At 70.9% G+C, this 16,876-nt stretch carries 18 protein-coding genes and 1 other RNA gene; 6 read left to right on the forward strand and 13 right to left on the reverse strand.

Annotated features, from left to right (window positions below):
- Positions 1-75: 75 nt before the first annotated feature.
- Together ybgC and ruvB are read right to left on the reverse strand one after the other, a co-directional pair.
- Positions 76-510 (reverse strand): tol-pal system-associated acyl-CoA thioesterase, encoded by a 435-nt coding sequence (ybgC, locus tag HND91_RS11135; protein ID WP_181706638.1) that lies wholly within the window; start codon positions 508-510, stop codon positions 76-78.
- A 170-nt stretch (positions 511-680) separates the two neighbouring features.
- Positions 681-1,721: a Holliday junction branch migration DNA helicase RuvB gene (gene ruvB / locus HND91_RS11140; RefSeq protein ID WP_181706639.1), complete on the reverse strand. Its 1,041-nt coding sequence runs from the start codon at positions 1,719-1,721 to the stop codon at positions 681-683.
- Between the two features lie 250 nt (positions 1,722-1,971).
- Between ruvB and HND91_RS11145 the strand changes: the two genes are divergently transcribed.
- Positions 1,972-3,078, forward strand: a complete 1,107-nt coding sequence (locus HND91_RS11145; RefSeq protein WP_181706640.1) for a polysaccharide pyruvyl transferase family protein — start codon at positions 1,972-1,974, stop codon at positions 3,076-3,078.
- 5 nt (positions 3,079-3,083) lie between these two features.
- On the opposite strand, the gene HND91_RS11150 is transcribed toward HND91_RS11145, so the two are convergent.
- A complete protein-coding gene (locus HND91_RS11150) occupies positions 3,084-4,085 on the reverse strand; it encodes a polysaccharide pyruvyl transferase family protein (protein WP_181706641.1) in 1,002 nt (333 codons plus the stop codon).
- Positions 4,086-4,216: 131 nt separating this feature from the next.
- Here HND91_RS11150 and HND91_RS11155 point away from each other — a divergent pair, with 131 nt between their 5' ends.
- Positions 4,217-5,227 (forward strand): ELM1/GtrOC1 family putative glycosyltransferase, encoded by a 1,011-nt coding sequence (locus HND91_RS11155; RefSeq protein ID WP_181706642.1) that lies wholly within the window; start codon positions 4,217-4,219, stop codon positions 5,225-5,227.
- Positions 5,228-5,230: 3 nt separating this feature from the next.
- On the opposite strand, the gene HND91_RS11160 is transcribed toward HND91_RS11155, so the two are convergent.
- From HND91_RS11160 to ruvC, 3 genes are all read right to left on the reverse strand, one after another.
- Entirely contained in the window at positions 5,231-5,962 is a 732-nt protein-coding gene (locus HND91_RS11160; RefSeq protein WP_181706643.1) for a hypothetical protein, read from the reverse strand.
- 115 nt (positions 5,963-6,077) lie between these two features.
- Positions 6,078-6,695, reverse strand: coding sequence for a Holliday junction branch migration protein RuvA (gene ruvA, locus HND91_RS11165; protein ID WP_181706644.1), 618 nt, complete (start codon positions 6,693-6,695; stop codon positions 6,078-6,080).
- A 66-nt stretch (positions 6,696-6,761) separates the two neighbouring features.
- On the reverse strand, positions 6,762-7,277 hold the full coding sequence (ruvC, locus tag HND91_RS11170; protein WP_425485444.1) for a crossover junction endodeoxyribonuclease RuvC: 516 nt from the start codon (positions 7,275-7,277) through the stop codon (positions 6,762-6,764).
- 212 nt (positions 7,278-7,489) lie between these two features.
- Here ruvC and HND91_RS11175 point away from each other — a divergent pair, with 212 nt between their 5' ends.
- The 3 genes from HND91_RS11175 to HND91_RS11185 all read left to right on the forward strand — a co-directional run bounded on the left by HND91_RS11175 (position 7,490) and on the right by HND91_RS11185 (position 11,166).
- The gene (locus tag HND91_RS11175) at positions 7,490-8,239 is read left to right on the forward strand and encodes a sulfite exporter TauE/SafE family protein (protein ID WP_181706646.1); all 750 of its coding nucleotides are present in this window, start codon (positions 7,490-7,492) and stop codon (positions 8,237-8,239) included.
- A 198-nt stretch (positions 8,240-8,437) separates the two neighbouring features.
- On the forward strand, positions 8,438-9,445 hold the full coding sequence (locus HND91_RS11180; protein ID WP_181706647.1) for a PAS domain-containing protein: 1,008 nt from the start codon (positions 8,438-8,440) through the stop codon (positions 9,443-9,445).
- Between the two features lie 380 nt (positions 9,446-9,825).
- Entirely contained in the window at positions 9,826-11,166 is a 1,341-nt protein-coding gene (locus tag HND91_RS11185; RefSeq protein ID WP_181706648.1) for a globin-coupled sensor protein, read from the forward strand.
- An 80-nt stretch (positions 11,167-11,246) separates the two neighbouring features.
- On the opposite strand, the gene HND91_RS23055 is transcribed toward HND91_RS11185, so the two are convergent.
- Positions 11,247-12,638, reverse strand: coding sequence for a methyl-accepting chemotaxis protein (locus HND91_RS23055; RefSeq protein ID WP_281379073.1), 1,392 nt, complete (start codon positions 12,636-12,638; stop codon positions 11,247-11,249).
- A 296-nt stretch (positions 12,639-12,934) separates the two neighbouring features.
- Between HND91_RS23055 and HND91_RS11195 the strand changes: the two genes are divergently transcribed.
- On the forward strand, positions 12,935-13,099 hold the full coding sequence (locus tag HND91_RS11195; protein ID WP_181706650.1) for a hypothetical protein: 165 nt from the start codon (positions 12,935-12,937) through the stop codon (positions 13,097-13,099).
- Positions 13,100-13,254: 155 nt separating this feature from the next.
- On the opposite strand, the gene HND91_RS11200 is transcribed toward HND91_RS11195, so the two are convergent.
- The 6 genes from HND91_RS11200 to HND91_RS11225 form a co-directional block, all read right to left on the reverse strand.
- On the reverse strand, positions 13,255-14,004 hold the full coding sequence (locus HND91_RS11200) for a YebC/PmpR family DNA-binding transcriptional regulator (RefSeq protein WP_181706651.1): 750 nt from the start codon (positions 14,002-14,004) through the stop codon (positions 13,255-13,257).
- A 199-nt stretch (positions 14,005-14,203) separates the two neighbouring features.
- Positions 14,204-15,022 (reverse strand): TIGR00282 family metallophosphoesterase, encoded by an 819-nt coding sequence (locus tag HND91_RS11205; RefSeq protein WP_181706652.1) that lies wholly within the window; start codon positions 15,020-15,022, stop codon positions 14,204-14,206.
- Positions 15,023-15,048: 26 nt separating this feature from the next.
- Positions 15,049-15,675, reverse strand: a complete 627-nt coding sequence (locus tag HND91_RS11210) for a 5-formyltetrahydrofolate cyclo-ligase (protein ID WP_181706653.1) — start codon at positions 15,673-15,675, stop codon at positions 15,049-15,051.
- Positions 15,676-15,814: 139 nt separating this feature from the next.
- Positions 15,815-15,971: non-coding RNA, 6S RNA (ssrS, locus tag HND91_RS11215), on the reverse strand.
- 241 nt (positions 15,972-16,212) lie between these two features.
- Positions 16,213-16,584 (reverse strand): cell division protein ZapA, encoded by a 372-nt coding sequence (locus HND91_RS11220; protein WP_181706812.1) that lies wholly within the window; start codon positions 16,582-16,584, stop codon positions 16,213-16,215.
- 4 nt (positions 16,585-16,588) lie between these two features.
- Positions 16,589-16,870, reverse strand: coding sequence for a DUF4164 domain-containing protein (locus HND91_RS11225; protein ID WP_181706654.1), 282 nt, complete (start codon positions 16,868-16,870; stop codon positions 16,589-16,591).
- Between the last annotated feature and the right edge of the window lie 6 nt (positions 16,871-16,876).

The following is a 16,876-nucleotide window of genomic DNA, read 5'->3' on the forward strand; positions in this document are numbered from 1 at the left end:
CTGGAAATTTTGTCAAAACATGGACTGCCGCCTCAGCGGACGATCCAGTCATGGTTCGTCAAGGTTAAGGAAGCGTTATTGCATCGCGACGAATCGGGATCTGAGCTCCGGCGGGATGCGCTTGGGCCGGCCGACCCCGCCGACCGCCACCACGACGACCACCGCCTCGGCGACGAGGTCGTCGCCCCGGACGAGCCGCTGCAGGAGCGTGACGCGGGAGCCGCCGAGGTCCTTCACCGACGTTTCCACGGTGAGGAGGTCGTCCAGGACGGCGGGCTTCAGGTAGTCGACTTCCATGCGCCGGACGGTGAACAGGAGGGCGTCGTCGGCCGACCGGTCGGCGGTGGCGGACTGGCGCACGCCGAGCGAGCGCAGGAGTTCGGTGCGCCCGCGTTCGAAGAATCGGATGTGAGACGCGTGGTAGACGATGCCACCGGCGTCGGTGTCTTCCCAGTAGACGCGGACGGTGTGGGTGTGGGGGGCTGTACGGCTCGTCGGGGCGCTGCTCATGGCGGCACGGATAGACGGGCCCGGGTGGCGGTGCAAGCCGCGTCCCGAAGGACGGTCGAGGGCCTTCTCCGATCAAGTTGCACGACCTGATCGCCGGGAGAATGCTCCAGCTTATTGAATCTGGAGCGATTTCTTGTCGACCTGACGTTACCGTCAGGTCGGACAGCGCTCTAGTCGTCGCCGAACAGGAGGCCCAGCTGCGGTGGCTCCGGGCCGCTCGGGACCGCGAGGCCCAGGTGGCGGAAGGCGTGGGGGGTGAGGACGCGGCCGCGCGGGGTGCGCTGCACGAAGCCCTTCTGGATCAGGTAGGGCTCCACGATGTCCTCGATGGCGTCGCGGGGCTCCGCGATGGCGGCCGCGATGGTCTCGATGCCGACCGGGCCGCCGCCGAACGAGAGCGCGATGGTGTTGAGGTAGCGGAGGTCGAGAGCGTCGAGGCCGATCGGGTCCACGTCCAGCCGCGTGAGGGCCTCGTCGGCGACGCGCCGGTCCACCTTGTCGGCGCCGGCCACGATGGCGAAGTCGCGCACGCGGCGCAGGAGCCGGCCGGCGATGCGCGGCGTGCCGCGCGAGCGGCGGGCGATCTCCGTGGCGCCGTCCTCCGTCATGCCGATGCCGAAGATGCGCGCGCCGCGGCGCACGATCAGCTCGAGCTCCTCGGTGGTGTAGAATTCCAAGCGGATCGGGATGCCGAACCGGTCGCGGAGCGGCGTCGTCAGGAGGCCGAGGCGGGTGGTGGCGCCGACGAGGGTGAACTTGGCGAGATCGATGCGCACCGACCGGGCGGCGGGGCCTTCGCCGATGATGAGGTCGAGCTGGTAGTCCTCCATGGCCGGGTAGAGGATCTCCTCCACGGCCGGGGACATGCGGTGGATCTCGTCGATGAAGAGGACGTCGCGCTCCTCCAGGTTGGTCAGGAGGGCGGCGAGGTCTCCGGCCTTGGCGATCACCGGGCCGGACGTGGCGCGGAAGTTGACGCCGAGCTCGCGGGAGACGATCTGCGCGAGGGTGGTCTTGCCGAGGCCGGGCGGGCCGACGAAGAGCACGTGGTCGAGCGCCTCGCCGCGCGCCTTGGCGGCGTCGATGAACACCTGGAGGTTGGCGCGCGCGGGCTTCTGCCCGACGAAATCGGCAAGGGCCGACGGGCGGATCGACTGGTCCAGGTCCTCGTCGCGCTTTTCGCCCGTCACCAGGCGCTTGGGCGTTGTCATCGTGTGTCCGCGGTCTGGGAGGTGGGCGATTCGGACCGGCCGACGCCCACGGGCGTTCGCCTTTCGTTTTGCACGGATCGAGCGGCGAAGGGAAGGGCGGGGACGCGGCGTCCGCCCGACGAGCCCGGGCGGACGGCGGACATGCTCGAAAAAGGATGTTGTCAGCGCCGGCCCGATCGGAGAGAACCGCGACGGCCCGCCCGGGGCGCTCCGCCGCCGCCGCACCACGCGGTCCGCCGACGAGGACAGCATGAAGATCGGCCTGATCAGCTACACCAGCACCAATCTCGGGGACGATCTCCAGTCGCTCGCCGTGGCGTTCAACCTGCCCCACGTGGACCGGCTGGTGGACCGCGACCGGCTGGCGCAGCTGCGGCTGCCGGAGCGCCACCTGGTGGTGATGAACGCCTGGTTCACCCAGCAGCGCATCCTGGCGCCGTCTGACGCCATCGACCCCATTTTCAGCGGCTTCTGCTACGGCCGCGAGGACATGAAGCGGGGCTTCTGGCCCCGCTACCTGAAGAAGCACCAGCCGATCGGCTGCCGCGACGCCAACTCGGTGGACCGGCTGAAGCGGATCGGCGTCGACGGCCATTTCGCCGGCTGCCTGACCCTGCGCATGGGGCGGTTCCTGAGGACGGTGCCGAAGGAGGAGCGGTCGGGCGTCTACTTCGTGGACGTGAACCCGGAGATCGAACCGGAGATCCCGGCGGACCTGCGCGAGCGGGCCGTGCGGATCTCCAACCAGATGGCGCCGCTGATCCCGGACGATCCGCTGGCCCGGGCCGTCCAGATCGCCCGCACCTGCGACCTCCTGCGGCATGCGGAGTTCGTGGTGACCAAGCGCCTGCACACGGCGCTGCCGTGCGTGGGCTTCCGCACGCCCGTGCAGGTGCTGGTGCGCAACCAGGAGCGCAACCGGCACAGGTTTTCCGGTTTCGACCGGTTCGTGCCGGTGCGCTACTTCGGCAAGGACGCGCCGCCGCCCGCGCCGATCGACTGGTCGGCCCGGCGGACGGTGGACATTCCGGCCGAGCTCGACGCCCGCTACGAGGACTTCCGCCGCACGGTGGCGTCGAAGGCGGGCGGGATCGGCGAGCGGGTCTACGACAGCTTCCACCGTCGGGACGTGATCCGGCTGAAGAACCCGGGCTTCGGGCCGGAGGTGGGGCGCGTCGCCATCGACTTCGGGACCGTGAAGGTGGAGCGGGTGCCGCTCACCTGGACCGACCGGGAGATCACGGTGGACCTGGAGAGCTTCGCGTCCTTCGAGCGCTGGCGCCTGCCGATCCTGGTGAAGCCGCACGTGGACGGCGCCTGGACGGAGGTCGCCAGGGTCTGCGACGTGCTCGCCTGAACTGATCAGCCGCTGGCGATGGCGGCGAACAGGGCGGCGGCCTTTTGGCGGGCGTCGGCCCTGAAGGCGCGAAGGCGCCGGATCTCGTCCGGCGTGTAGGCGAGGCCGTCGAGGCCCTTCTCCGCGACGAGCGCGCGGGCGGCGGCGACATCCGCGACCACGCGGCCCTCCACGCCCGCGTCGGCGGACAGGCTTTCCAGCTTGCGCGTGTTGGACGAGACGGCCACCACCGGGATCTCCATGTCGAGGCCGATGCAGAGCTGGTGGAAGCGGCCCGTGACCACGAGCGCGGCCTTGTCGGCGAGGAAGCGGACGTAGCGCTCGAAGGTCGGGAACTGCGCCCAGGTGCGGGCGCGGCGGGCTCCACCGGGCAGGAGCGCCGTGGAGGCGCGCCGCCAGACGTAGCGCAGCCGGTGCCGGCGGTTGCGGTCCGGATAGTCGACGAGCACCGGCGGCACGGTCATCATCGAGAAGAAAGGGGCTTGGATGCTGTTGGCGTAGCGCCAGAGGTCCGCGGAGACGTCCCGGTGGACGCTGTCGCCGATCACCACGCGCGTGCCGCGCGGGGCGAGCTCCGGCCCCGGCTCCCAGGTGAGCGACAGATCCGGCACCATGCCGGCCTCGATGCCGGCGGCCCGGAGGCTGGCGGCGCTGGCGCCGTCCCGGGCCGTGACGGACCGGAACCGGGCGACGCCCTCCGCCACCTCCGGGCCGTTCCCCTCGTAGATCGTGTTGACGAGATGGGCCGGGAGGCCGATGTCCGCGAAGCGTCGGCCGAGGTCCGCGATCCGGCGCGCGGGCTTGCGGTCGTGGTGGAGCGAGCCCTCGCCGTTGAGCACGATCGCGTCGATGCCCCGCCAGTCCGCGGCCGCATCGTCGAAGAAGAGCGGCAGGCGACGGACGATCTCCAGGCCGGCTGCAGCCGCGAGGGCCTCGATCCGACGATTCACCAGGGTGCAGCCGTGGTGGCCGATGTCGGACGTGGTGTGGACGAGAGCGATCTTCATGAGGCTTTCGGCGGCCCGCGCGGGCCGGTCACTTTGATCGAAACAAATCAGTTGGTTCACGATATATCGGAGTTGCATGCGTCGGGCCACGCGCCGACGCGCCAGAACGTCGTCACACCAGGACCCGCTCGTTGCGCCTTCTCATCGTCCGCGACCGCAAGCCCGGCCACTTCCACCAGACGGAGGGCCTCGCGCGCCTGATCGCCGCCCGCGTGCCGGCGGAGATCGACCGGCTGCCGGTGAAGCCGCGGCGGCTGGCCCATTCGTTCGTGCGCCGGGCGGCGCTGCGCTGGTTCGGCAAGGACCCGGCGGTCTGGCTGGAGCGGCTCTACGGGGTGGACGTGTCGGCGGTGGCGAAGCCGGACGTGATCCTGGCGTCCGGGCGGCCGACGATCGCGGCGGGCATCTTCCTCGCCCGGCATTTCGGCGCGGATCTCGTCTACACGGGCCGCGCCACCGGCTACGACCGCGCGGACTTCCGGCTGATGCTGGTGCCGTTCCCGCGCTATGCGGCGGAGCCGCGGAGCACCTATTCGCCGATCCCCTGCATGATCGACCCGGACGCCCTGCCGACGCCGAAGCCGCTGAAGACCGAGGCCGACCTGAAGGGCGCGCGGATCGCGCTCCTCCTCGGGGGCAAGTCGCACGGCCACACGTTCCGGGCCGACGAGTGGCGGGCGGTGGTGCGCTTCGTGGAGGAGAGCGCGGCGGCCCTCGGGATCCGCTGGAGCGTGTCGACGTCGCGGCGGACGCCGACAGAGGTGGCGGACCTTTTCGCCGGCCAGGCGGCCCGCGGTGTGCTGGATAGCTTCATCGACTACCGGTCGGCGGGGGCGGGGTCGGCCAACGCGCTGTTCGCGCTCGACGCCATCGTGGTGACGGAGGACAGCCTCTCCATGATCACCGAGGCGGTGACGGCGCGCCGGCCGGTGATCGCCCTCAAGCCCGACAGGGTGGAGGCGTCCATGAACGACGAGGCGGTGGCCATGATGTACGCCCGCGGTGCCGTGAGCGTGCTGCCGCTCGCCAGCCTGTCGCCGGGCCTCTTCAGCCGGGAACTGACACGGTTGACGCCCGACAGCCACGACATCCGCGAGGAGATCTGGTCGGCGATCGCGCCGGTCGTCACCGGCCGCCGCTGAGGCTCAGACCGCCGGGGGAGGCGGCGCGCCGGCGGGCGAGAGCGGCGTCGCGCGGCCATCGGCCGGTGCGGCGGCTGGCGCGGCGGGATGATGGCGCGGATCGTCGCTGGCCGGCTCCAGGGTGCGCTCGGCGGGGTGGGCGGCCGGCTCTGGCGCGCGCGCGGCGGTGTGGGCGGTCGGCGCGTAGACGCCCGGCGCGGCGGCGTCCGGCTCCGCCTCGATGACCACCTCGACCGGCGGGGGAGGGGGCGCCCGGCGGCGGCGCTTCCGGGGCGGGCGCTCGCTCACCCACCAGAGGAAGGGCAGGCCGAGGAGGATGGACGCCACGATGGCGCCGGCGACGAGGCCGCCGGCGAGAAGGAGAGCGGGCAGCCACTTCGGCAGGCCCTCGCCCGGCAGGCCGTTGAGGTAGACGGCAAGGCCGCCGGCAAAGATGACCGCGAACCAGAGGGTGGTCTTCAGCACCTTGCCGAGGAAGCCGCCGACCGTGTGGACGCGCTCGGAGATCAGCATGGCGATCATGCCGATGAAGAGATCCGCCACGAGCGCGAGGGCGGCGGCGATGAAGAAGGGATTCGGTGCGCCCTGGCCGGCGGGCAGGAGCGTCGGCAGGTCGGCGGGCGCGAGGCCGCCGGAGATCGGCCCGGCGGCGATGACCGCGACGGCCGTGGCGCCGAACACGGCGAGGAAGAGCACGAAGGAAATCGGGACCATCAGTCCCCTGAACAAGCCCATGCGGATCTCCCGGGGTGCGCGCTCGCGTCGCAGCCTGTCTAGCGCGAAGCGAAGCCGGCCGCACCCTGACCGAACTGCCAGGGCGGCGGCGGGTTCGACCCGGACCGGCGCGGCATCAGCGGGCGAGTTCCTTGAGGCCGAGCCGGATGAGCTTTTCGGTTGTGGCCTCCTCGCCGGCGGTCCTTGCCGCGGCGGTGACGGCCGCGGCGGCCTGGAGCTGGGCGTAGCCGAGGTTGACGAGGGCGGACACGGCCTCCGTCACCGGGCCCGAGGCGCGGGCCTCGGCGACGTCCACGGCGGTGCGCAGGACGGCGGGGTCAGCGTCCGCGAAGGCCGGCGCCTTGTCCTTCAGCTCGGTGGCGATGCGCTCGGCGACCCGCTTTCCGACGCCGGGCGCACGGGAGAGGGCGGTGAGATCGCGCATCGCGATGGCGGTGGCGAGGCCGCCGGGATCGAGCACGGAAAGGACCGACAGGGCCACCTTGGCGCCGACGCCCTGGACGGTGTTGAGGAGGCGGAACCACTCCCGCTCGGTCTCGCTGACGAAGCCGTAGAGGCGGATCATGTCCTCGCGCAGGAAGGTCTCGATGTGGAGGACGAGCGCCTCGCCCACGCGGCCCTGGCGCTGCAGGGTGCGGGCGGAACAGAAGACCTGGTAGCCGACGCCGTGCACGTCGAGGATCAGGTAGTCCTCGCCGACGCTGTCGACGACCCCCTTCAGCTTGCCGATCATGGCGGTACCGGTCTCGTGTGTCTGGCAGGTGGCGGAGCGGGGTGGGTCGTCGTCGGCGGCGTCGCGTCAGGCGAGGGCGGCGCGGGCGAGCCGAGCCGTCGCCGAGCCGCGATGATGGGCATGGGTGATGGCGATCGCAAGCGCGTCCGCGGCGTCGTCGGTCTTGAACTCGGCCTTGGGCATCAGGACGGTCACCATGAGGCGGATCTGCTGCTTTTCCGCGTGGCCGGCGCCGACCACCGCCTTCTTGACGGCGTTCGGCGCGTATTCGGCGACGGCAAGGCCCCGGCGGGCCGGGACGAGGAGGGCGATGCCGCGCGCCTGGCCGAGCTTCAGGGTGGCGCCCGCGTCCTTGTTGACGAAGGTCTGCTCCACGGCCGCCTCGTCCGGGTGGAACGTCTCCAGCACCTTGTCCAGGCCGTCGTGGAGCGAGACGAGCCGGCGGGCGAGGTCGTCGTCGCCGTCCGACGTGACCGTCCCGGAGGCCACGAAGGAGAGGGAGTTGCCGGCGATGTCGATGACGCCCCAGCCGGTGCGGCGCAGGCCCGGGTCGATGCCGATGATGCGGGTGACGGTGCCGATGCGGCCGAAGGTGCTCATGAGCGAGGTGTAGTCCGGCGTTCCCGATTCGTACAGCCGGCCGCGCGGCGTGTCGCCCGAAGGCGGGCGAGTGGCGAGACGTCCATCGGAATCCGGGACGTTCTCGGCTAGAGATGAGGGACGACGGCCGCGCGCGGGTCCCGAAGAGGGTGCGCGTGGCGCGGCCGTCTCCCGCCCGCGCCCGGACCCGCCCCATGTTCGCCGACTTCCTCGCCGTGCCCCTTCAGGGCGCCATGCCCGTCGCGCTCGCGGTGGTGTTCGTCGCCGGCCTCGTGCGCGGCTTCTCCGGCTTCGGGGCGGGGCTCATCTACGTGCCGGTCGCCTCCGCCCTGTTCGGCCCGAAGACGGCGGCGGCCACCATCCTGCTGTTCGACATCCCGGCCGCCCTGCCGTTCGTGATCCGCCTCCTGCCGAAGGCGAACGTGCGCGAGGTGGTGCCCCTCGCGGCGGGCGCCTGCCTGATGACGCCGGTGGGCGCGTGGGCGCTGGTGGCCGCCCCGACCGAGACGGTGCGCTGGGCCATCTCGCTGGCGGTGCTCGGCGGCGTGGCGCTGATCGCCGCCGGCGTCAAGGTCCCGACCACCGCCGGGCCCGGCACGGCCGTGGGCGTCGGAGCGGCGTCGGGCTTCCTCAACGGCCTCGCCCAGATCGGCGGCCCGCCGCTGATCCTCTTCTGGCTCGGCCGGGCGATCCCGCCGGAGACGATCCGGGCCTCGGCCATGCTGTTCTTCGCGATCGGCACGGCCGCGACCCTCGCGACCTACCTCATGGCCGGGCTGATCGACGGCGCCGTGTGGCTGAAGGTGCTCTGGATGGCGCCGGTGTTCGCGGCCGGCATGACGCTCGGCGGCAGCCTGTTCGGACGCACCAGCGAGCGGACCTACCGGCTCGTCGCATACGGGCTGATCGCCGGGGCCGGGCTCGCCGGGCTGCCGGTGTGGTGAGGCGGCGACGGCCGGGGCGGGCGCGCCCGCACGCGTCCAGGCCGCCGTTCAGGCGCAACGTGCGGTGAACATTACAAGAAAAAGCATATGGACCACTCACACATGCAATTCACATACGGTGGCAAGCGCCCCGGCTGACTTGTAAGACCGTCGCCCGATGGTTCGGCCGGGAGGCTCGAGGTGGGTTCGATTCGGAAGATGTCCTCGTATGAACTCCTGAGGATCGTGGAGGAGGACGGCCGTCTGGGGATCTGGTCCTGGGACCTCGCCCTGAACAGCCTGACGTGGTCGGCCGGCCTCTACAGGATCCTCGGCGTGGACCCATCGGAAACCGTGTCGCTCGACCTGTTTCGGTCCATGATCCACCCGGACGACCGGCTGGCCTTTCCCGAGCCCTCGCAGATCGTCACCGACGGCAAGCTGACGCGCCGGGCGTTCCGGATCCTGCGGCGCGACGGGTGCCTGCGCCACGTGGCGAGCCGGGTCGAGATGATCCATTCGCGCGACGGGGACGCGGTGCTGATGACCGGCCTCGTGCGCGACATCACCGAGGAGGAGGAGGCGCGCGCCACCCTGGAGGCGACCAACCGGCGGCTCGACCTCCTGGCGCGGCTCCTCGAGGTGGAACTCTGGACGGCCGGGCCGGACGGGTCCGCCGTCGACACGGCGGCGTGGCGGCGGAAGACGGCTCAGTCGTCCGCGGACGTGTCCGGCTGGGGGCGGCTGGAGGCGGTGCACCCGGAGGACCGGGATACCGTCCGCGCCGCCTGGCGCGAGGCGGTGAGCGGCGGCGAGCGGTACCAGGCCCGCTACCGGCTGCGCCGCCCGGACGGGACCTATGCGCGGGTCCATTCCAGGGCGCTGCCTCTGCGGACGAGCGATGGCGCGGTCGCCTGGTGGTTCGGCGCCTGCGGGGCGGACGACCTGCAGGGCGCCGACAGGCCGCCCCCGGCGACGGTGCCGGGGCACCAGTTGCGCGCGGCGCGGGCCTTCCTGAACTGGTCGCTCGGCGACCTGGCGACCGCGGCCGAGGTGTCCCTCTCCACGGTGCGACGGGCCGAGGCGGACGGCTCCGGGGCGATCGGCGAGGCGGCGTGGTCCGCGGTCGCGCGGGCGCTGTCGCGCCGGGGCGTGACCTTCGGGGCGGACCTCGGCGGCGCGCTGGCCGTCTACCTCGCCGCGGCGGATCCGGCCTCGCCAGAGTGAAGGCCGCGTGAAGACGATCGCAAGAAACGGCGCGCGGGCCGGACTTCCGTTCAGGTCGAGACGCGGAAGGTCGGCCGGACGATCCTTCGCCGCTATGTATGGAGCCGGCACGCGACTATAGGTTGCCGAGTTGGACGGCGCCGGGGGCGAAAGCACAAAACCGCTCAGCCGGACCGGAGCGTCGGTGTTCGCTGACCGAAAAAGCGGGCCTTGAAGCTGTTTTGACAGCTCCGAAAAAGATCCGCAGATACGGCCATTCAACACCGAAACCTGCATATTTTTTAAGCGCCCGGCCCGTTCGGCTCGAGGGTGCGCCGGCCGTGCGCGTTCGGGCTCTGCGGCCGGAACGGTATGGCACGCTTGATCAATTCGGAGATACGATGGACACGATCGACGTTTCCAGGCAGCTGCGGGCCTTCAAGATGTCCGGCGCCGAGATCGCGGCCTTGCGCGCGCTCAGGCCGGTGCTCGAGACCCATCTCGAAACGATCCTGGTGGAGAGCAGGCAGCATTTCGCCGAGTGGCCGGAGATCGTGGCGTCGCTGTCGGAGCCGGTCATCCACCAGGCGCGGCGAGAGCACTGGATGCGGGCCGCGACGGGCGACTACGGCCCGGAGTTCGTCACGTCGGCCCTGCGCTTCGCGGCGGCCTTCGTGGAAAAGAAGATCCCGGCCCATTCCATCGTGCTCTGCCACAACGCGGTGCTCGACGTGGCGCTGCGCACCCTCTCCGCGACGCGGCCGGCCAACCGCCTGGGGCTCAACGGCAAGGCGGTGGCCGGGCACGAACACCTGCTCCTGAGCCTCACCCGGGCCGCGTGGCTCGACATCGAGGTGCTGATGGAGGCCTACGCGATCGCGGCCGCCAACGAGCGGCGGCGCATGCTGGAGCGCATCGCCGCCGACTTCGAGACGGCGGTGGGATCGGTTGTGACGGGCATCGGCCAGGCTTCCGCGGGGCTGAAAGGGACGGCGGAGGCCATGTCGACCACCTCCGAGCAGGCGCTCGCCCGGTCGTCCACGGTGGCGGCGGCGTCCGAGCAGGCGTCGGCGAACGTCCAGACCGTGGCGTCCGCCTCCGAGGAGCTCGCCTCCTCGATCCTGGAGATCGGCCGGCAGGTGGACGAGGCAGCCCGGGTGGCCGGCCGGGCCACCGCCGACGCGGAGCGCACGGCCCAGCAGATCCGGGCCCTGTCGTCGGCCGCCCAGAAGATCGGCGAGGTGGTGGAGCTGATCACGACCATCGCGGGGCAGACCAACCTGCTGGCCCTCAACGCCACGATCGAGGCGGCGCGCGCCGGCGAGGCCGGCCGCGGCTTCGCGGTGGTGGCCGCGGAGGTGAAGCAGCTCGCCGACCAGACCGCGAAGGCGACGTCCTCCATCGCGTCGCAGATCAACGACATCCAGGCGTCCACCACCGGCACGGTGACGGCGATCGCGGAGATCAGCGGCGTGATCTCCCAGCTCAACGAGATCTCCTCGGCGATCGCGTCCGCGGTGGAGCAGCAGAGCGCCGCGACCCGGGAGATCGCCCAGAACGTGAGCCAGGCCTCCAAGGGAACCGAGGAGGTGTCGGCCAACATCCTCGGCGTGTCCCGGGCGGCCCGGGACGCGGCCGAGGCCTCCCGGCAGGTGCTGACGTCGTCCGATGGGCTGCTCGCCCAGGCGGACGTGCTGTCCGCCGAGGTGCGTCGGTTCCTCGGCACCATCCGGGCCGCCTGAGAGGCGAAACGCCGAGAGGGCCGAGATCGGGAGACGGAAAGAGGCCTGCGCGCACGCCGCGCGGGCCTCTTCGCGTCCGGTCAGTCGCGCTGCAGATAGCCCTTGATCCGGCTGTTCAGGGCGTTCGCCTCCTGCACCCGGCCGATCACCTCGGCGACGGACCGGGCCGAGTCGATGGTGGAGGCGGCGGCGCTGTTCACGCCGCCGATGAGCGAGACCACCTCCTGGGTGGCGGCCTGCTGTTCCTCCATGGCGCCCGCGACGGCGGTGGTGAACTCGCGGATCCGGCCGATCACCGTGCTGACGGTGGTGCTGGCGGTGACCGCCGCGGCCGTGTCGGCCTGGATGGCGTCGATCTGGCTGCGGATCTGCTCGGTGGCGCGCGCCGTCTGTTCGGACAGGGCCTTCACCTCGGCCGCCACCACGGCGAAGCCGCGGCCCGCCTCGCCGGCGCGGGCCGCCTCGATGGTGGCGTTGAGGGCGAGCAGCTTGGTCTGCTCGGCGATCGCCTCGATGATGGCCGTGAACTCGCTGATCCGGCTGCTGGTGGTCGACAGGCTGGACATGCGCTGGGTGCAGACGCTCGCCTCGCGTTCCGCGTCCTCGCTGACCTTCGCGGTCTCGTTCATCCGCAGATTGATCTCCCGGATGGACGCGCTCATCTCCTCGGACGCCGCCGAGACGGCCGCGGACTTCGTCTGGGCGTCCCGGGCGACCGCGCCGAGTTCTCCCGACGCGGTTTCCAGGCTGTCGGCCACGTCGTTCATCGTCTGGACAATGCCGCCGACGTCGTCGGCGATCTTCACCCGGTCGGTGACGATCGACCAGGAGAGCATGGGGCCTAGATAGCGGCCGTCCTCGCTGGTGATCGGCGAGACGTTCAGCTCCAGGTGCTCCGGGCCGACCTGGATCACCGTCTTGTGGGGCAGCGAGCGGTTGCCTTCGCCCACCATCGCGCGCTGGTGTTCCGGCCGCTTGTGGAACACGTCGATGGAGGCGCCGAGCATCTGGTCCGCGCGGATCGGCAGATAGGTCTCGATCCGGCGCAGGGTCTCCAGGCTGGTGTTGTTGATGTAGTTGATCTTGAAGGTCTTCGGGTCGCACGTCATCACGTTGACCGGCATCTTGTCGATCATCTGCAGGAGCCGACGGGATTCCTTGTCCGCCTTCACCTTCTCGGTGACGATGTTCCAGACGAGCATGGCCCGGTGATAGCCGCCGCGCGCGTCCCGGATCGCCTGGATGTCGAGCTCGAGGATCTCCTCGCCGAGGTTGATCGTGGCCTTGTGCGGCAGGTTGCGCGGATCGGCCAGCAGGCCGCGCTGGTGGGCGGGGTTCTTGTGGAACACGTCGATCGACGTGCCGACGATCCGGGCCGGGTCGACCGGGACCAGGTGGCGGATCCGTTCCAGCATCGCGACGGAAGCCCGGTTGGCGTAGTCGATGACGAAATCGGTGGGCCGGCAGGTCATGACCGCAAGGGGCAGCGTGTCAACTAGGGTCCTGAAGGAGGCGGGCGAGGTAGTCGTCGTCGTCGCGCGGAAGGACAAAAGAGACATGGCGGAAGGCTCGGGCGCTCGTGTGCAAGCCGAACGGAGCGGTTCGGCCACTCCCCGGCTCCGCAATAATCCCGATCAACGGTTAACAATCGCTTAGCTTCTGCTAGAACCACTATTAGTCATGTTTTTTAGTCTGACCGGTGATCCAACGCTGTAAGAACTACGTATCTTTGGTGTTATCAGGCATCCCACCAGTCAGGAGTTGAAAGATGCCCAAGTCCAAGTGGTCCTCCACCCAGCCGTCCGAATTCTCCGCCGGCATCGCCAACCGGTTCCAGACCGTCGAGACCGTCTCCCGGGACATCCGCACTCTGGCGGAAACGTACCGGGACCTCACCCGCCGCCTCGCCGGCGTGGGCCTGAGCCGCCAGTGACGTGAACGGCCCGGGACCTGAACGGTCCCGACGGCCGGAAACGGAAAGGCCGACGCCGCCGGATCGAACCGGGGGCGTCGGCCTTCCATTGTGGAGCGGTGTCTTGGAACCGGCTAGCTTTTCCGGACGGCCCGAACCGGGCCGGCGGTATCCGCTCAGGCCGCCGTGAGCTTGGCCAGCACGTCGTCCGACACCTCGAAATTCGAGTAGACGTTCTGGACGTCGTCGTCGTCCTCCAGCGTGTCGATGAGCTTCATCAGGGACTGGGCCTTCTCCTCGTCGAGGGAGGTGCCGGTCTTCGGGCGCCACACGCTCTTCACGCTCTCCGCCGGACCGAGCGCCGCCTCAAGCGCCTTGGCGACATCGCCCAGGCTCTCGAAGGCGCAGATGATCACGTGCGCCTCGTCGGAGGACTCCACGTCGTCGGCGCCGGCCTCGATGGCGGCCTCCAGCACCGCGTCCGCGGTTCCGACATCGGCCTTGCAGGTGATCTGGCCGACCCGATCGAACATGAAGGCGACCGAGCCGGTCTCGCCGAGCGCACCGCCCGACTTGGTGAAGTAGGAGCGGACCGCCGACGCGGTGCGGTTGCGGTTGTCGGTCAGGGCCTCGACGATGACGGCGACGCCGCCCGGGCCGTAGCCCTCGTAGCGGACCTCGTCGTAGTTGTCCGTGTCGGCGCCGGCGGCCTTCTTGATGGCGCGCTCGACGTTGTCCTTCGGCATGTTCTCGGCGCGCGCGTTCTGGATGGCGAGGCGCAGCCGGGCGTTCATGTTCGGATCAGCGCCGCCCATCTTGGCGGCCACGGTGATCTCGCGCGCGAGCTTGGAGAAGATCTTCGACCGCTTGGCGTCCTGCGCGCCCTTGCGGTGCATGATGTTCTTGAACTGACTGTGTCCGGCCATCGGAGCCTCGGCGTGGTGTGGAGCCGCGGACGGCCCCGGGCATCGGCGCCCGACGACCGCGGCGGCGTCGAGGGCCGGTCCGGCCCCAGCGTGGAATGGCGGACTTATAGGCGGTGGGGCGCGGGAAATAAAGAGACGGCGAAGGGAGGTAAGCCGTCGGACGCGGCGTCACCAACGCCGTTCCCGGCGCCAGCGCCTCTCACCAGAAGTCCGGGCGGGTCTCGCTGAGGCGGCCGCCGAGGCGGAGGGGGGCGATCTTTTCGGCGAGGCCGGTGCGGTCGGAAACCTCCACGGCGACGCCGGAGAGGGTGGGCTCGCCCATGGCGGGCTGGAAGCGCCCGGACGGGATCTTGCGCAGGAAGCGGCTGACCGGCTCGTCCTTCTCCATGCCGAGCACGCTGTCGTAGTCGCCGGTCATGCCGGCGTCCGACATGTAGGCGGTACCGCCGGCGAGGATCTGGTGGTCGGCGGTCGGCACGTGGGTGTGGGTGCCGACGACGAGGGTGGCGCGGCCGTCGAGGAAATGCGCCATGGCCTGCTTCTCGGACGTGGCCTCCGCGTGCATGTCGACGAGGACCGCGTCCGCCTGCTCGCCGAGCGGACACGCCGCGAGCTCCCGCTCGATGGCGGCGAACGGATCGTCGAGGGCGTCCATGAAGACGCGGCCCATCACGTTGGCGACGAGCACCCGGGCGCCGTTGCGGGCGATGGCGAGGGTGGCGCCCCGGCCGGGCGTGCCCGCCGGGAAGTTGAGCGGGCGGAGGAGGCGGCCCTGGCGCTCGATGTAGACGAGCGTCTCGCGCTGGTCCCAGATGTGGTTGCCCGTGGTGACGACGTCGGCGCCCGCGTCCAGGAGATCCTGGCAGATCTCCTCGGTGATGCCGAAGCCGCCGGCGGAATTCTCCCCGTTCACCACCACGAAGTCGAGCCGGTGGTCGGCGACGAGCCCCGGCAGGCGCTCGGCGATGGCGTTGCGTCCGGATCGGCCCACCACATCGCCGATGAAGAGCATGCGCATGCGGGGAAACTCCGGTCGGAACGCGTTCAAGGTCTGGCGGGGCGGATGACCTCCCGCTCGGTGAGGACGAGGTGGAGGGGTATGTCGTGCGCCTCCATCGGCACGTCCTCCGCTTCCTGCACCGAGAAGCCCACGCCGATCAAGCGGGGATCGCGTCCCTCCGATCGCAGGCGCGCGATGGTGATGTCGTAGTAGGCCTTGCCGTAGCCGATACGGCCGCCCTTGCGGTCGAACACCGACAGGGGGACGAGCATGACGTCCGGAACCACTTCGGGCGCGGTCTCCGGCGGGCCGTAGGTGCCGAAGCCGAACGGGACGAGCTCGGTCTCCGGCGTCCAGCGGCGGAACACCAGGTCGGGCTTGCGCATGAAGGGCAGGCCGACCGGGTGGCCGGCCTGGTGAAGGGCGGCGAGGAGAGGACGGAGGTCCACCTCGGACCGGATCGGCAGGAAGCCGGAGACGGCGGCGCCGGCCGGCAGGTCGAGCGCGGCGATCCGGCCGACGATGGCGAGCGAGCCGGTCGCGCGCTCCTCGTCGCCGAGCGCGTCGCGGCGGGCGAGGCTTTCGGCCCGGAGGGCCGCCTTGCGGGCCGCGACTGCGGCCGGATCGAGGCCGGACGAACCGGGCGAGGGCGTGGTGGGCTGGCCGGTCAAGGGGAGGTCTCCGCGGCGATGGGCGGCGGCCGGAGGTCCTCGCCCGATCGGGCGGGCCAGCGGCTGCCGGGCACCGGCGCGGGGGATCGCCGGCCGAGACCGCCGGACCCTGGCGGCCGGCGGACGGAAGAGCGAGCGTGGCGTCCCGCGGCGACCGTTGGAAGATCGATCCCGGGAACCTACAGCGTAGGTGGGAGCCGTTTGTCCGAGCCCACGAGCCCGGTCAGGTACAGCCCCCGTTTGGAATCGTAAGGCCCCGGGGATATTAGAGTTCCTGACGCGAAGCGCAGCAACGCCACGAGCCGAATATAGGGGCCGGCGAGGGGGAGGGGAAGGGGGGCGGCGACGTCATGCTCCGCGCCGGGAGGTCAGGCACGCGCAGTCGGCCGGGGCCGTCGAAGGCGGCGCGACAGCGGAATGCGTGGGCGGTCCGGATGAACCGGACCATGACGGGAGGTGGTTTCCTGCGCTTCGACGATGAAGGTGGTTCGTGCGCTTCGGCGATGGCGGTGGTTCCCGGCCGGTTCGGGCGGGCGGTCAGCCGGTCGTCTTGCCGGGGGCGAGCTTTTCGGCGAGGGCCTCGATGCGGCCGGCGGTGGTGAGGAGGGTTTCGGCGACGCGGGCTTCCAGGGCGGCCTGCTGGTCGAGGAGCTGGTCGCGTTCGGCGCGGGCGGCGTCGGCCTCGGCCGCGAGGGCGTCGAGCCGGCGCTCCGCCTCGGACAGGCGGTCGAGCACCGTGATGGCCGACATGACCGTGAGCCGCTGGTCGCCGATCTCGCCGAACACGCCGCGGAGCTGGTCCACGGTCTCGTCCAGGCGCCGGGCGAGGCCGAAGAGATGCTCCTCCTGGCCGTCGTCACAGGCCATGCGGTAGGTCTTGCCGGCGATGGTGACGGTGACCTGGGCCATGGGATCAGCCGCCATGCGCGTCGAGCACCGCGCGGATGGACTCCATCGCGGCCACGAGACGGCGGGACACTTCGCGGTTGGCGTCCTCCAGGCGGCCCGCGCGGGCCATGGCGCCGTCGAGGTCGAGCGCGAGACGGGAGCGGTCCTCGCCGAGGCGGGACAGCTCGTCCTCCAGGGTCATGATGGTGCGGTCGGCGTCGAGCCGACGGTCGACGGCGGTCTCGAGCCGGCCGATCGCCTGATCCAGAGAGGACAGGGCCGCATCCAGCGACACTGCTTCGGACATTCCACG

The organism is Chthonobacter rhizosphaerae (genome assembly GCF_013839525.1).
Classification (GTDB): domain Bacteria; phylum Pseudomonadota; class Alphaproteobacteria; order Rhizobiales; family Pleomorphomonadaceae; genus Chthonobacter; species Chthonobacter rhizosphaerae.